Annotated in this window: 14 protein-coding genes; 1 reads left to right on the forward strand and 13 read right to left on the reverse strand. The window is 28.8% G+C overall.

Annotation, left to right across the window (positions count from 1 at the left end; genetic code table 11):
* Nucleotides 1-92: 92 nt before the first annotated feature.
* The 8 genes from ACEG17_RS04435 to ACEG17_RS04470 all read right to left on the reverse strand — a co-directional run bounded on the left by ACEG17_RS04435 (nucleotide 93) and on the right by ACEG17_RS04470 (nucleotide 9,571).
* Complete coding sequence (locus ACEG17_RS04435; protein WP_372582715.1) at nucleotides 93-281, reverse strand: hypothetical protein; 189 nt, start codon at nucleotides 279-281, stop codon at nucleotides 93-95.
* Nucleotides 282-344: 63 nt separating this feature from the next.
* Complete coding sequence (locus ACEG17_RS04440) at nucleotides 345-1,904, reverse strand: UvrD-helicase domain-containing protein (protein WP_372582716.1); 1,560 nt, start codon at nucleotides 1,902-1,904, stop codon at nucleotides 345-347.
* Nucleotides 1,894-3,678 (reverse strand): ATP-dependent nuclease, encoded by a 1,785-nt coding sequence (locus ACEG17_RS04445; protein ID WP_372582717.1) that lies wholly within the window; start codon nucleotides 3,676-3,678, stop codon nucleotides 1,894-1,896. The genes ACEG17_RS04440 and ACEG17_RS04445 overlap by 11 nt, the downstream gene beginning before the upstream one ends.
* A gap of 22 nt (nucleotides 3,679-3,700) precedes the next feature.
* Nucleotides 3,701-5,056, reverse strand: a complete 1,356-nt coding sequence (locus ACEG17_RS04450) for an MATE family efflux transporter (protein ID WP_372582718.1) — start codon at nucleotides 5,054-5,056, stop codon at nucleotides 3,701-3,703.
* A gap of 84 nt (nucleotides 5,057-5,140) precedes the next feature.
* Nucleotides 5,141-6,286 (reverse strand): RluA family pseudouridine synthase, encoded by a 1,146-nt coding sequence (locus tag ACEG17_RS04455; protein ID WP_372582719.1) that lies wholly within the window; start codon nucleotides 6,284-6,286, stop codon nucleotides 5,141-5,143.
* A gap of 342 nt (nucleotides 6,287-6,628) precedes the next feature.
* The gene (locus tag ACEG17_RS04460) at nucleotides 6,629-7,291 is read right to left on the reverse strand and encodes a thiamine diphosphokinase (protein WP_372582720.1); all 663 of its coding nucleotides are present in this window, start codon (nucleotides 7,289-7,291) and stop codon (nucleotides 6,629-6,631) included.
* Between the two features lie 185 nt (nucleotides 7,292-7,476).
* Complete coding sequence (locus tag ACEG17_RS04465) at nucleotides 7,477-8,709, reverse strand: sensor histidine kinase (RefSeq protein WP_372582721.1); 1,233 nt, start codon at nucleotides 8,707-8,709, stop codon at nucleotides 7,477-7,479.
* A 157-nt stretch (nucleotides 8,710-8,866) separates the two neighbouring features.
* On the reverse strand, nucleotides 8,867-9,571 hold the full coding sequence (locus ACEG17_RS04470) for a response regulator transcription factor (RefSeq protein WP_372582722.1): 705 nt from the start codon (nucleotides 9,569-9,571) through the stop codon (nucleotides 8,867-8,869).
* Nucleotides 9,572-9,779: 208 nt separating this feature from the next.
* Here ACEG17_RS04470 and ACEG17_RS04475 point away from each other — a divergent pair, with 208 nt between their 5' ends.
* A complete protein-coding gene (locus ACEG17_RS04475) occupies nucleotides 9,780-10,124 on the forward strand; it encodes a hypothetical protein (RefSeq protein ID WP_039888955.1) in 345 nt (114 codons plus the stop codon).
* Nucleotides 10,125-10,272: 148 nt separating this feature from the next.
* Here the strand turns inward: ACEG17_RS04475 and ACEG17_RS04480 are convergent, their stop codons facing one another.
* From ACEG17_RS04480 to pheS, 5 genes are all read right to left on the reverse strand, one after another.
* Complete coding sequence (locus ACEG17_RS04480; RefSeq protein ID WP_372582724.1) at nucleotides 10,273-10,767, reverse strand: HRDC domain-containing protein; 495 nt, start codon at nucleotides 10,765-10,767, stop codon at nucleotides 10,273-10,275.
* A 25-nt stretch (nucleotides 10,768-10,792) separates the two neighbouring features.
* Nucleotides 10,793-13,189, reverse strand: a complete 2,397-nt coding sequence (gene pheT / locus ACEG17_RS04485; protein ID WP_372582725.1) for a phenylalanine--tRNA ligase subunit beta — start codon at nucleotides 13,187-13,189, stop codon at nucleotides 10,793-10,795.
* Between the two features lie 634 nt (nucleotides 13,190-13,823).
* Nucleotides 13,824-14,684 (reverse strand): hypothetical protein, encoded by an 861-nt coding sequence (locus ACEG17_RS04490; protein ID WP_372582726.1) that lies wholly within the window; start codon nucleotides 14,682-14,684, stop codon nucleotides 13,824-13,826.
* Between the two features lie 9 nt (nucleotides 14,685-14,693).
* Nucleotides 14,694-15,176 (reverse strand): GNAT family N-acetyltransferase, encoded by a 483-nt coding sequence (locus ACEG17_RS04495; RefSeq protein ID WP_372582727.1) that lies wholly within the window; start codon nucleotides 15,174-15,176, stop codon nucleotides 14,694-14,696.
* A gap of 30 nt (nucleotides 15,177-15,206) precedes the next feature.
* Entirely contained in the window at nucleotides 15,207-16,226 is a 1,020-nt protein-coding gene (gene pheS / locus ACEG17_RS04500; RefSeq protein WP_071124211.1) for a phenylalanine--tRNA ligase subunit alpha, read from the reverse strand.
* Between the last annotated feature and the right edge of the window lies 1 nt (nucleotide 16,227).

A 16,227-nucleotide genomic window follows, 5' to 3' on the forward strand; every position in this document is an offset into this window, starting at 1 on the left:
ATTGGTTTTTTCCGACGTTTTTTTACCAATCGAATTTAATAATATTTTCTCAAAAATCGCTATCTTTAAGTATTTGAAGTAATTTTTTTATATCATTTTCCGACGGTTTTTATATATCTGATATTTCTAGTTGCCCCTATTTTTTGTAACATATCATTTTTTACCAAATATATTAATAAACCTCTCGCACGGCTTTCTTTTATATTCAAAAGTTTTTCTAATTCCGATCGTGTAAGTTCATTATTAGTTTCAAAAAATTCCATTATTTTTTGAATTTGCACTTCTAAAATCTTTCTTTTTTTGATTTCAGCTTTAATTGTAGATTCTTTGTAGGTTTGAAATTTTTATAAACATTCTGTGAAATCTTCAAATTTATATTCTTTTTCTTGGATTTTTTTTTCTACTATATTTTTATATGTATTAGCTTTATCTTCTCCAATTAAGAATAATTTTTCTTTAGCTCTTGTTATGCCAACATAGTTTTCTTCTATTTTTAACTTTTTAGAATAGCGATTAATATAGTAATCACAAAATATTATAACTTGATCATATTCTAATCCTTTAGATGAATGTGTTGTCATTATATGTTTTGGTTTTTTGGCTTCTTTAATATAAAATATTTTATTTGAATCATTTGATAAGACTTCTAATAAAATTTCATTTTCTTTTACAATTTTTTTATTGTTTTCCACTGTTTGTATTTCAATATCAAAATATTCAAAAATCTCTTGAATTATTTGTAAATCTAATTTTTCAGATAATTTTCTTAATTTTTCTCCTATTTCTGAAACTTCTTTTTGGGTATATTCTCTAAATAAGAAAGTATTCATAAAGTCATATTCCGAATAATCTTTATCAAAATAATATTTTGCTATTTGTTCCAATAAAAAGAAATTTGGACAATCATTTAAAATATCTCTTTTTATTACTTTAAAATCACTGTCTATTTCTATTAATCCAGATGAAATACTTTTTATATCCTCATTATTTCCTATTAATACTAATATACTTTTTTTTAAATCTATCTTTTGTCTTTTTATTATATCTTGTATATCTTCTTTTTTATTTCCAGTACTTTTTTTATAGAAAATCACTTTTTCATTTGTTTTTTCAATTTTTTCTATATTTTTTTCTGATAATATTTGAGAAAATAAAGTAATATTTATATGACTTCTAAAATTATGATGTAATCTAAAAATATTAAAACTAATTTTTTCTATATTATTTTCTACTATATTTTTAAAATTTTGAACCTTAGCTCCTCTCCATCCATAAATTGATTGTTTGTCATCTCCTACAATAAACAATTTTATTCCTAATTCTTTAGCAAAATAGCAAAATAACTCGTGCATTCCTTGATCCGAATCTTGATATTCATCTATAAAAATCTTTTTGTACTTATATTTTAAATATTCTTGTACTCTTACAGATTTTTTTAGTAATTCTAATGCCAATTCACATTTAAAATTCTTCCCTAATTTTTGTATATCATTATCATATGTTCCAAAAATTTTGTGCTCTTTTAATTTTTTTAGGCCATCGTTATAATTATAAAATTTATCTTTTTTTTGGTAAGAATAATAAAATTTTTCTGGAATATTATCTTCAATGCTTTTAATAAAAATATCTATTATTTCTTTTTCTAAAAAACTGTCAATTGTTCCAATAAATACTCTTCCTTTTTTCACTATTTTATCTCTTAATTCTGCAGCTGCTTTATTTGTAAAAGTTATTGCAACAAAGTTATAGTGATCTTTTTCTTTTTCTATATCAAATTCTAATTTTTTTACTAATATAGAGGTTTTTCCAGAACCTGCACTTGCTAATACACAAATATTTCCTTCTGTTTTTATAATTTTATCGCGTTCTTCCTTATCAATTGGATTTATCTCTTTATCTTCCATTATCTACAAACTCCTTTAATACTGGGGTATTTTCTTTGATTTTTTCTGCTAAATCTTTGTTCATGGTATTTTTTATGAATTCAATCATATTATATAGTTTACTTGACTGTAGCCATTTTACTGCTTTTTCTTCTCCAACATACTCTTTTCCTTCAATTTTTCTAATATAATCATTTAATTCTTTAGGAATTATTTTATATAAATCATTTTCCAAATCAATTTCTGATAAATATATGTTATTTTTTTTGAATTTATTAACGAATTTATTATATTTTCTGTAAATGTTTTCTTTTAGCTTTTTTAATTCTTCTTTATATTTGGGGTCTTTTTTATCTACATTAAATTCTATACTCTCAATGCGATTTAAATTTTCATTATCGATTAATTCAACACATCTATTTAATCCTATTAAATCATACGTATACGGTTTATTTTTCTTCGATTTTAAATCATTATCAGTTTTTATAAAATATTTTATTTGTAATTTTTTATATAACTCTACATAAGGTTTAAAATTTATTCCATCTGTTTGTAGTAAAAATTTTCCTAATGTTTCGTAATTAGGAGTTACTTTTAGCAAAACAGCTTCAAAAAGTACGTATTCTGAAGCTCCTTCAACTAAAAGTACTTCATTATAAAATAGTGATTCTGACAATCCTTTATTCAATTTTTTCTTTAATGTTTTATATTCTTTAGGTACTTTATATAAATATGAAAAACTTTTGGAATTAGAATTATTAGTAATTCTAATTAACTGTGTTTCATCCATTTCATATAATATTTTTGAAGAATGAGTTGTAAGAAAAAAATAGTTATAAACAGGCTGTAAAAATAATTGTTGTGAAAGCATCATTTGCATTGAATTATGTAAACTATTTTCAGGTTCTTCTATCAAATAAATTACAATTTGATTTCCATAATTTTTTTCTGTTACTATTTTATTTAAAGCATACGATAATATTTTTTTTCTTCCATCACCACTTGTCGGATAATAATTTTCATCATCATTCCATTTTATGTAAGGTACTAAGTTATCCATAAATCCATTTACTACAATTTCTGATTTTAATTCTATTGACAGCTCTTCTAACTTATATTTTTTATAATTTTCTGTTAATAAATCTTGAATATTTTTTATAACACTTAATTGACTCACATTTTCGTTTATTTCAGAAATACTTCTTTCAATTTTTTTTTCTAATTTCGCATCATTTTCATTATTATTTTTATCATCAAATAACAATTTCCGATTTCTTTTAAATATTTTTTGTAAATCTTCCGTATTTGGATTAACATACATTATTTTAAAAATCCTGTCAATTTCATATGTTTCACCAATTCTTGGTATATTTTCTAAATTTTCTAAAATTGAACCCCAATACATATCGGGATTTCCAAATAAACTGTTATCATCATAATTTGCTTCTAATTTTATAAAAAAACTGTCTAGATTTTCATCTGAATTTCTTGCTCCTTTTGTTTTAGAAATTAGAAATTTTGAATTTTTTGAAAAACTATTTTCATCATCTAAATTTCTATCACTAATATCAATTTCTAGTATCATTTCTATTTTTTTACTAGTATCATTTTTATAAAAATCTGTATTTAAGAATCCATTTTTTCGTATATCTCTATCTAATAAAAATCGTAAAGCATAAAGTAAATTTGTTTTTCCTGTATCATTCATTCCAAAAATTACATTTTTATTAGATAACTCTATTTCTATATTTTTAAAATTTCTAAAATTTTTTATAATTAATTTTTTTAATTTCATAAATAACTCCTATCTTATTATATTATTTTTTATTACTATTATTTTTCACATACCAATTCCCATAAAACGCCCATCCCAATTGTCCCACCATCACAATCCAAATCAGCGGCTCGCAAATCATTACTCCAAAATAACCCAATTTTGGCACGATAAAAATTACGAAGATTATTTTACCAAAAAATTCTATTACGCTGGAAACAAGAGGAATCAATTTCTCTCCGAGAGCCTGTAAAGCGTATCGCAAGTTAAAGAGGATTCCTAGTATTGTGAAAAATGGAGAGGCGATTTTTAGGTAGGTTGAGCCGTTGTGAAGTACGATTTCAGATTCGGAGCCTGACATCAGATGAATCATATTTTTGGAAAATAAATATACAAAAATTGTGATTCCGATTGCGAAAATTATATCCATCATATTTGCGTAAAATACGCCTTTTCGGATTCTGTCTACTTTGTTTGCACCTTTATTTTGGGAAACGAAAGTTGCAAGTGCGAGTGCTATTGTAGTTAGTGGAATGTTGCAAAATCCCATAAGTTTTCTTGCCGAAGTATGTCCAGCGATAATCAAGTATCCAAACCCATTTATCGCATACTGTAAAATAAGCGTTCCCATAAGTACAATCGCAATCATAAACCCCATAGAAAGTCCTTGTCCAAGCAGTTCCTTGTACAATTTTTTATCAAATCTGAAATGTTTTTTTCTAGGGATTAAAATCGGCTCTTTTACATAAATGTAGATAATACTCAAGATAACTGAAATTGCCTGTGCAATAACTGTTGCAATCGCAGCTCCGCCAATTCCCATTTTAAGGGAAGTTATGAAATAAATATCAAGGAAAATGTTTAAAATTGAGGCGATTACCAAAAATACAAGCGACATAAAGCTGTTTCCGATTGCACGTAAAAGTCCTGACGACAAGTTGTAGGAAAAAGTTACGCCAATAAACATTGTTATTATGTTTATATATTCAAATGCTTCATTTATAATATTTTCAGGTGTATGCAATATTTTTAGCAGTGGCATAAGAATAAATCGTGATAAAATCATTACTCCCACAGTAATCCAAATCCCAATAACAATCGAGCCAGCCACAGACTTTTTCAAAAGATTCTTGTTATTCGCCCCATAATTTCTAGCCGTAACCATACTAAGCCCATTTCCGATTCCTAACGCAAATCCAAAAATCAGCTCAAAAATAACCGCCGAAGCCCCAATAGCCGCAAGCGAGTTATCTCCCAAAGTATGCCCCACAATAGCAATATCCGCCATATTGTAAAGCTGCTGAAAAATATTCGACACAAGTATCGGTATCGAAAAAATCAGAAGCGACTTCAAAATATTATCATTTATCAAATCAACCGAAAAATTAAATTTTTTCATTTTCTGTCCTTTCTTTTTATTTTTCAAATCGTAAGTTTTTTATTCTTATTTTAAAAATAATTTTTTGTAAAAAATATAATTTTTCTATTTTTCCAAAAACTCTTTCATATCCGAAAAAATTGGTATTTCCAGTTCAACTTCCTTTTTGCTTGCAGGATGTATAAATTTTACCTTATAAGCGTGCAAAAATTGTCTATTTATTCCAAGTTCTTTGTTTAAGCCATTTCCGTAAAGTTCGTCTCCTACGATTGTGTGTCCGATGGATTTTAGGTGAACTCGAATTTGGTGAGTTCGCCCTGTGAAAAGTTCACATTCTACTAATGTCACATTTTTTTCAGGATAAGTTTTCAAGACTTTTACAGCCGTTTTTGCATATTGCCCTCGCTCATCAATTATTCTTTCCAAATTATCTCCATCCCGAAAAATCCGTCTTTCAATAACTATTTTCGTTTCGTCTTCTTTCAGACTTTCCTTTCCAAAACTACTTTGATTCTCTAAATTTAAATTATTTTCTTTACTTTCGTTTTCAAAATCTGCACTTTTGCTAATTTTACTATCTTCGTTTTCAATAGTTAAATTGTTTTCTATTTTTTCCATTTCATCGTATTTTTTCATTTCTCCAAAATTAACTTTTTCAATTTCAGGTTTCAAATTTTCCTTTTCCAAATCCTGAATCTTATGTTTTTCCCCATCTTTTGCAAGTTCTTCATTGATTCTAGCAATTTCCTTAGCATCAATAATTCCATTCACAATCGCCAGATATTTTTTCTCAAAAATCGAAAAATTTTGTAAAAATGCCTGTGCAAAACTGTTTTTGGCAATAATAATCAGCCCAGATGTATTCATATCGAGCCTGTTGTAAAATCGTGGCACTCGAACTTCACCATATTTTTCCAAAAAATGATTTACAATTCCGTTTGCAAGTGTAAAATCAGCTTTTTTCTGTGTCGGATGTGTAAGCAAAAATGGCTCTTTATTCACAACCAAAATATCCTCATCTTCAAAAATAATATCAAGTGGCAGTTTAATCGGCTTAATGTCCGTCCCCTTTTTCTTCTCTACAACTCTCAAATTCCCATGTGACGGCAATTTCTTAGTCAATCTTACCTGCTTTCCATTCAAAAAAACTTCCACATTTCTCAAACTTCTCCCCGAATAATTCTGCACTTCCCGCAAATACTGCGAGATTTTCATCCTCTGATGTTCCTTTTCGATTCTAAATTTTTTCATTATCTATACACATCCTTTTTACAAATTTATTTTTTTAATAAACTTTAAAATATTTAATTCTTACTTTAATCATCTCGATAAACCATTTTTTAAACTTATATTTTAAATTTGTTGTATTTTATTATATAATTTATCGTTTTAATAAACCGACGGAGCTTTTATTTGTTCGGCTACGACTGTTTGACGACTGGAAGGAGGAGTTTCGGAGTTGAGCAAATAAAAGTCGGAGTCTAGCCATAGGTACAGGATTTGCGGCAATGAGCAATCCTGTAAAAAAAAAGAAAAACACATTAATTATAGAAAAAATATTTATTAATAAAAATAAGTTGCTAAATAAATCTATTAATAAATATTTTTATTATTATTTTTCAAAATAATTATCAGTTTCCCATTTTCAAATTCCACGCTAGCTTCATTTCCAACAATAACATTACTCACAAGCCTGGAACTTTCCCTTTTCACATCAATTTTATTCGTTTCAAACTTAAAGCCTTTCAAGGTTAATTTTTCAACTTTTTCACTAATTGGAATAATTGAAAATTCACATTCCTTTTTATTTTTTAGGACAAAAGATTTTTCTGCATAAAAAATTTCTTCATTTTTCTGCAAAAAAACAAGATTTTTATACTTTTCCATTATGAATAGGTTGCTCAAAGTCATGTCAATTCGTTTCCCAAGTCCACCAACAACAAATATTTTCTCAACAAAATTCTTATTTTCCGAAATTTTATTAATTTCTTTCAAAATCAACTCAAAATCTGTAAAATCCTTGTCTTTTGGGAATTTTTTTATCAAAATATTCTTACTTTTATAATATTCCAAAACTTTTTTTTCAATCGAATCCAGATCCCCAACAATCACTTCTGGCATTTTCCCATATTTAAAGGCAAAATTCGCTCCCCCATCCGCACAAAAGCAAACTGCATTTTCCGAGACAAGTTTATCCATAAATTGCTGCGAATATTTATATTCCCCATTCAAAAAAATCACATATTTTTTCTCCATTTTTCTCCCTTCAAATCAAGAAATATACTCAGACCTATTTTAAATTAAACTGCTAAATTTATATAAATTTATGGTTTGAATAAAATAGTCATAGCTTTTGAGTTTAGTTTTAAATACGTTTTACCATACAATATATTTATTATACTGTTTTATCTGATTATTTACAAGATTATAAAAAAATCCCTTCAAATTTTAGGAATCTTCAAAATAACTTTAAATCCTCCATATTCACTATGTTTCATCATAACTTTACCATTATGGACATCAATAATTTGTTTTACGATAAGAAGTCCCAAACCGTGCCGCTGCTCTGTCGTATTTTTATCACAAACCATATAATGTGGGGCATTATTGAGTTTTTCCAGCTCTTTGTCAGAAACTCCTGTTCCATTGTCTTCAACGCAAATTATGCAATTTTTTTCATCTTCTTTTACTGATATATAAATTGTACATCCATTTTCGTTGTGATTAATACTGTTTTGAATTAAGTTCGACAAAGCTCGTTTTATCAAATTACTGTCGATATTAGCAAAGCAAGATACAAGTTCATTTTTCGTCTTCCACTCTATCGGAAATTTTTCATCGATATCCATGTTCAAAAAATCAACGACAACTTGCCTAACGACTGCTACTACATTTTCTTTTTTCTGCTCAAAAGGCTGCATATTGTATTCTAATTTTGAAGCAAGGTTCAAATCATTTATTAAATTTTTTATACGCTCACTTTGTTTCAAAATGACGGAAAGCTTTTTATCCGTTTCATCTGATAAATTTAAAGATGTTTTCAATTGGCTTGTATAGCCCATTATCATTGATAGAGGAGTACGAATATCGTGAGAAACTCCTGCAATCCAGTTGGCTCGTGCTGTGTCTTTATTTCGCAATTGTTCCCTTTGATTTTGCAAAATTTCAGAAGTTTTATTTATACTTTTTGCAAGTTCTGACAAAACACCTTTTTCTTTCACATGTACAGGTGTATCTTTATCCAAATTTTGTATGCCTTTTATTATTGGATTTACAGAACTTAGAAGTTTAGAGTTTGAAATAATGTATATCAAAAATATAAAAATTATGTTTAGACAAAAAAGTATAAATAAAAATTTTGGAATTTTTTTGACAAGTCCATATTTCCAGCTGGCTACTGGGTATTTCCAATAACTATTTTTAGGATAGCCTAGCACAAGTAAATTACTTTCAACTTTAGAAGTGAAAACAGGATAATTTTTTATATAGGCATGTGAAAATATGGCAATATCAGATATTGAGTATTCTTTTGGAATATCATTAGGTAAATTGTCTGTTTGCCATATAACTTTTTTTGAATCGTTGTCAATCAAGATTGCCCATATATTTTGTTTTTTTAAGTCAGCAGTCATTTCGCTAGGCAAAGTGTATTTACCATTTTCAAATTTTAACATACTTGCCACTTTAAAAGTATAGTTCATGGGAGGATTCTTTGACACATATTTAATAATCCATAATCCGTATAGAAAAATATTTAAGAATAGAAGTAGGACAAAACTTAATATTAAGGTTATTATAAAACGCCGTATTAGTTTTAGTATGCTTTTCATATCATTTTCCCTCCACAATTAGTTTGTAGCCTAATCCTTTCATTGTTATTAATGACACAGGATGGGAAGGGTTAATTTCAATTTTTTCTCTAATGCGTCTTATATGTGTCATCAGAGAATTTGTATAGACATAGGCATTTTCGCCCCATACAGCTTCACACAATGTATCTATGGTTACAATATGTCCAGCATTTCGGTAAAGAGTCTGCAATAATTCATATTCCTTTGCAGTTAACGGTATATTTTTATTATCTTTTATAATTTCTCCACGTGAAAAATCAATTTGACAGCCATTTAAATTTACAATTGGACTTTCTTTTTTGTAAGTTCGTCGCAAAATTGCTGTAATTCTAAACAAAAGTTCTTTTGGCAAAAAAGGCTTTACAATGTAGTCATCCGCCCCTAAACCAAAGCCCTTGAATTTATCCTCATCTTCTCCACGTGCTGTAAGAAATAATATTGGATAATTACTGGCTTTTCTCAACTTTTCCAGCAATTCAAAACCATTTCCATCTGGAAGCATGACATCCAGTATCGCTAAATCAGGCTGTTTTTCTTCAACACATTTCATAGTTTCCTTCACACTTTTTGCAGTCTGTATATTTTTATACCCGTAATCAGCTAAAATTGATATAGTCATATCTAAAATTTCCTGCTCATCATCAACAATTAAAATACATTTATTTGTCAAATATTTTTCAATCATTCCAAAATCTCCTTTTATTGCTATTTAAAATTTTATCAATTAATTATAGCATATAAATTAATTTCAGTTTTTTATTTTTCAAAAAAGTAAGGTAAATGTAAAGTAGAAAGAATATTATCGTAAGGTTGATGTGATAATATATGAGTGTAGAAAAGGAGGAGAGTATAAAATAAATATAAAAAAATTAACAGACGAGAGGAAGGTTATTATGAAAATGGAACTAATAAAAAAATTAAGCGATGATGTTTTTGCAGATAAAAAACAACATTTAATGGCTAGCAGAATAGCATTAATTATGAGCTTAGTACCTATTTTAAGTCAAATTATGTCAATATTTAAGGTAAATTATGTAATAGCACATATGTTTGGTGCAGTAAACGCCTTGTGTATTCTAGGTTCTTTTGTATTATCTGTTTTATGCATAAAAAATCAAAAAAATCGTAATTTTATGAATATTTGCTCAATAATAATAAGTGGATTTTTTATGCTTGTTGTTGCAGCTTTGATGGTTATAGGTTTAATTTATACTATTGCCTATGTAGTAAAACACTAGAAGAATTAGGAATTTTTGTATAATATTATTTAAAATATTTGAATTTTATATTATAAGTGAAAAATCTGATTATATAAAAAGGCTGTCTCATAAGGTTTATTTTATGAAACAGCCAATTTTATTAAAAAAATTCTAATATCTTAAAAGCTCAACTTTTTATATCATAAAAATTTTCCAAAATCAGTAAAATTTCTTCTCCGTAATCCCTGATTTTACGCTTCCCCATTCCCTTTAACTGCGAAAGTTCTTCCATATTTTTAGGATTGTTTTTTGCAATATTCGCCAAAAGCTGGTTTGAAGCAATAATATACGGTGGATAGCCCAACAGCTGTGCTTCTCCTGCCCGCCATTCCTTTAATATCTTGTACAGTTCCACTTCATCTTCTGTCAAATACTCCATATAATTTGGGTTAGCATCTTTAAATTCTTTTACATCTTGTGTAAAATTATCTTTTCCAGAGTTTTTATTAAATTTATCTGTTTTTTCACACTCAACAAAAGCCGTCCAGTAATATTTCCCCTCAATTTTCACCAGTTCAGCCTGATATTTCACAATTTGAACATCTTTTAACACTTTTTCCAGTTTTTCCTGCTCAAATTCCTCCATTTTATCATTAAATGGCAATGTTACTATTTTTAACACCTCAATTTCCCCCTTTTTTATATTCTTACTGTCTTAAAACCGCACCATAATCCTTCTCAACCTTAGCTACAATTTTATTGGAAATGTCTACAATTTCTTTTTCTTCCAATGTTTTGCTCTTATCTCTTAGAACTACGCTGATTGCCACACTCTTCATTCCTGGCAGTACTCCGACACCCTGATAAATATCGAATAGTTCCACTTTTTCTATTTTCTTGTCAACTTTCTGGATTGTTTTTAATACATCTCCAACTAGGATTTCTTCCTTCATAACGAATGCAAAATCTCTTGGAACAGCTGGATATTTGACAATACCTTGATAATTTGCCTCTTTACCGATATATTTCTGAATCAAGTCAATGTTAAATTCTCCAACTAGAACTGATGTTTTCCCTAAGTCAAAGTTTTCCAGCACATCTGGATGAATTTCTCCAAAACTTCCAATTAATTCACGTCCCACAAATACATCAACTGAACGTCCAGGATGTAACTGGCTTTGCTCAGAACGTTTTATCATATAGTTATTAAATTTAAGCTGTGTAAAGATTTCTTCTACAATTCCCTTCAAATCGTAAAAATCGTAAGGAACTGGCTTTGGATTCCACAATGTCTTGTCGTTTTCTCCAGCCAGAATTATTCCCAATTTCACTTCTTCCTTCGCTAATTCTTCAGCTTTTTCGAAAGTTCTGCTCACTTCAAAGAATCTGATATTTGAAACATTTCTGTTAATATTGTCCTTTGCGTTTTTGATAAGGCTGTAAAGCAATGTCGGACGCAATGTTACAAAATCCTCTGTAATTGGTTTTAGCACGTCAATCAGTTTTTCCTGTGCAACTGTGTATTTTATTTTTTCCATCGCATCTTTTGGAACAAAGCTGTAGTTGATAACTTCCTTAAGTCCTGCATTTGCCGCAATAAGTTTTACCTGCGTAGAAAGTTTTGTTGTGTCAATAACTGGCTGTTCACTAATATCCAGTTTTGGTAAAATGTTTTCGATATTGTCAAAACCATACATTCTGATAATTTCTTCAAAGTAGTCCTGCTCATTTTCCAAATCATCACGGTAACTTGGTGCAGTCAATGTCAAAGTTTCTCCATTATCCACAACTTCGATTTCAAGTCTAGTTAAAATTCCAATAACAGTTTCACGAGGAATTACTTTCCCAACGAAACGGTTCAATCTTTCAAAATTAAGTTCAGCAGATTTTTTCTCATAAGGAACAGGATAATTGTCAACAGCTCCAGCCAATATTTCTCCACCTGCTACTTCCTGAATCAAATTCGCAAGTCTATTTATCACATTAATCGCATTTTCCTCATCCACTCTTCTTTCAAATCTATATGAAGAATCACTTGATAAAGTCAATCTTCTTGAAGTTTTTCTCACATTTTGCGAGTTAAAGTTTGCCACTTCCAGAAGGATATTTTTTGTATTTTCAGTAATTTGTGAATTTTCTCCGCCCATTACACCACCAAGTGCTACAGCTTTCACTCCATCCGAAATTACGATATCATCACTATTTAATTCTCTTTCCTGTTCATCAAGCGTAACCAGTTTTTCATTTTCAAGCCCTGCTCTCACAACAATCTTTCCACCTTCAATTTTATCAAGGTCAAAAGCATGATTAGGCTGATTAAGTTCCATCATAACAAAATTTGAAGCATCTACAATATTATTAATACTTCTAATTCCAATAGATTCTACTCTTTCCTTAAGCCATTTTGGACTTTCCTTAACCGTTACATTTTTAATAATTCTAGCCACATATCTTTTTGCCAAATTGCTGTCTGCAATTTCAACTGAAATATTGTCAGCCGTTTTTTCGCTACTTTCAGTATTTATCACAAAACTAGGATATTTTACTTCTTTCCCGTAATAAGCCCCCAGTTCTCTTGCAATCCCAATATGCGATAAACAGTCAGGACGATTTGGCGTAATTTCCAACTCGAACACAGTATCATTAATTCCCAAATATTCCTTCATTGGTATTCCAGCAGGTGTATCTTGAGGTAAAATCATAATCCCGTCAGAATCCTTACCAATATTCAGTTCTTCTTCTGAACAAAGCATTCCATTTGATTCCACACCTCTTATTTTCCCTTTTTTAATAACAAAGTCTTCAGCTAGTTTTGCTCCAACCTGTGCTAAAACAACCTTATCTCCAGCCTTATGATTAGACGCACCACAAACAACCTGCAAAATTTCCTTCCCATTATCTACTTTACAAATCGTCAAATGATCCGAATCAGGATGCATCTCCTTTTCAACAATATGTGCTGTTACAACATTTTCCAAGTTTTCCCCCAGCACCTCGATTTTTTCCACTTCCTGCCCAATCATAGTAAGGGCATTTTCCATTTCATTTATTTCTATTCCATCTAAATCTATATACTGCTTTAACCAGTTCAACGAAATCAGCATTTTTTTCTCCTTATTTTTCTTTTTTTTATTTCAAATATATTATACAATCTATCTTATTAATAAATGGTAATCCAAGTTTTTTGATTATTAATTATTTTTTTTATTTATCATAAGTTTTTCTAAGCAGGGAGATCAAACGCCATCTCCCTGCACCTACGCTTTACGCAAAACTTTCTTATAAAAGAAAAAGAAAACTCGATTTTTAATAAAGATTATTTCATTTCTTTAAATAATTACAATTTAAATTATATTCAAAAATCTCAAACAGTTCTTTTTCTCTTAACGAAATTTTGCTTGATTTTTGTTTTAATCAAACAATCATTGTAATTGAATTAAAATGTCGTGATTTTTTTGGAATAAAATTGATTGTCTGAGCTTTTTCAAGATTTTTAAATTGCTAAAATTTAGAGAGTTTATAATAACTTTCATTAAAAAGCGAGTTTCAATTTTATTTCCAAAAAATGCTTAGACGAGTAGGGATTAGTGCGTAGCACTTTCGCCAAAATCTTCAGATGTTATAATTTGAAGAAATTGAAATAACTAATATTGCGAAATAAAAGGGGATAGCGACTGTTCCCCTTTGCTTTATAAAAAAGAAAAAACATAAAATTATAGAAAAAATATTTATTAATAGTTATTTATTTATAAAATTTAAAAATATTTTTACTACTTTTATAAATAATTCAGGTTTTTCTATATACTTCATATTTTTTGAAAAAACTACTTTTCCAGTCTTCTTCTCAATTTGTATATTTTTATTGTTCTTATTTTCTAAAACCGTAATTTTCCCGATTTCCTTCCAAAAATAATTTTCTAAAAGTTTTCTATTTTGATTTTCCACTCTAATTCCATCTTTATTTAAAAAAATATATTTATTTATATTGACTTTTTCAAAGTTTTTATCCATATTTAAACTAAAAATTTTGTCTTTCATTAAATTATTTTCTTCAATAATTCCGAATTTAAAGTCAAAATTATCCTTATTTTTCAGATTTTCATTATATTCATTCTTTAAAACAAAATCAATATAATTTTTTACAAACAATTTTGAAGCCATCCTGTTTAATTTCAAATTTATTGTAATTTTTTCCAAATTATTATTTATTAAATTTTCTTTATTTTCCACTTCAATAACAAGAAATTCTACATCGTCAGAGCCATTTTTCAAATTTAAATAGAAATAATTTTTCACATCTTCAAAAAATATTTTTTTCTTTTTCAAGACATCTTCAAAGCCATTTTCATAAAAAATATATTTCCCAACTGAACTTTCTTCCATTTTTAGCCATAAAAACTGAATTGGTGCAAGTGATATAATGAATATTCCAATCCAGAATAAAAACTCAAAATAATTTTTTCCCCAGTTTACAAGCGACGAAATTACAAGGAAAAATCCCAAAACAATGCAAATTGCCATAATAAATGTGCTTTTTATAATTAAAACTTGTGAAATTCCAGCTTTTCCAACTGTTTTTCCTAATATTTTTTCTTTCATTTTCAAAAATTATCTCTCTTTATCTTTTCTAAATTTTTCCATTCTTACAATTCCTTCATCATCTGCTTTATTTATTCCATTTTTGTAGCTATATCCCATTTTTTTATAAAACGGAACAGCTGTAATAGACGCAGGTATCTCAATTCTTTTGGCTCTTAAAAAATATTCATCTTTTTCCAATGTTTCAATAATTTTTCGTCCTATTCCCTTTCCCTGATGTTCAGGCGAGATAAAAATAGTAAATAAAGAACTTTCATCAATTTTATCCCAATATGGTCCAATTGCTCCACATCCAATAATACTGTCCTTTTCTTCGGCAACATAAAAATGTGTCCACGAGGCTCTTTTAAGAACATTTTCAGGCTGGAAATTATTTACATAATTTTCTATTAAATCAGCAGAATAATCTTTTATATTTGTTTTTCGCAATGTTTCTACAATCAATTCAGATACTTTTTTAGCATCTTTTTTCTGAAATCTACGTATTTTCATATTTTTCTTTTAAATTACACTGATTAAATCCTAAAATTGATTCAAAAACCTCTCATCATTTTCAAAAAACGCTCTCAAATCATCAATTCCGTATTTAAGCATCGTAATTCTTTCAAGCCCTAGTCCGAATGCAAAACCTTGATATTTTTTCGGATCGATTCCAACACCTTCCAGAACTTTCGGATTTACCATTCCGCTTCCTAAAATTTCAAGCCACCCAGTCCCTTTACAAACTCTACATCCAGCTCCTTTACAAACTCCACATTCTACATCCATTTCAGCCGATGGTTCTGTGAATGGGAAAAAATGCGGACGGAATCTTACTTTTCTGTCTTCTCCAAATATTTTTTTCACGATATTTTCCAAAATCGCCTTAAAATTAGCAAAAGAAACATCTTCTCCTACCATAAGCCCTTCCATCTGATGGAACATTGGCGTATGCGACACATCGTAGTCCGGGCGGTAAACTTTCCCAATCGAAATCATTCTAAATGGTGGTTTTCTATCTTCCATATATCTAATTTGCATACCAGAAGTTTGTGTTCTTAGCACAACATTTTCTTCTTCGATGTAAAATGTATCTGAAATTTCACGTGAAGGATGTGTTTTTGGAATGTTTAATGCATCAAAATTGTATTTCACATATTCCACTTCTGGTCCATCCACAATGTCAAATCCCATTGTAGAAACAATGTCTTTTATTTCCATAACTGTCTTTGTAAGCGGATGAAGCGAACCCACGTTAGCCTTTCTTCCTGGCAAAGTCACATCTATAGTTTCGTTTTTCAGTCTTTGCTGTTTTGCAATTTCCTTTAAGTCAGTATTTACTTCTTCAAATCTATTTTGCAGTACATTTTTTATTTCATTCGTAACTTTTCCAAATTCAGCCCGCTTTTCAGCCGCAATATCAGCCATTCCCTTCATAATAGCTGTAAATTCCCCTTTTTTTCCCAATATCTTAACTCTCAGGTCATTCAGCTCCTCAAGATTTTCCACCTCTTTAAGTTTTGCTAACACTTCTTCTTTCAAGTGTGCCAATTTGTCTAACATT

Source organism: Leptotrichia hongkongensis (genome assembly GCF_041538065.1).
In the GTDB taxonomy this organism is placed as follows: Bacteria; Fusobacteriota; Fusobacteriia; order Fusobacteriales; family Leptotrichiaceae; genus Leptotrichia; species Leptotrichia hongkongensis.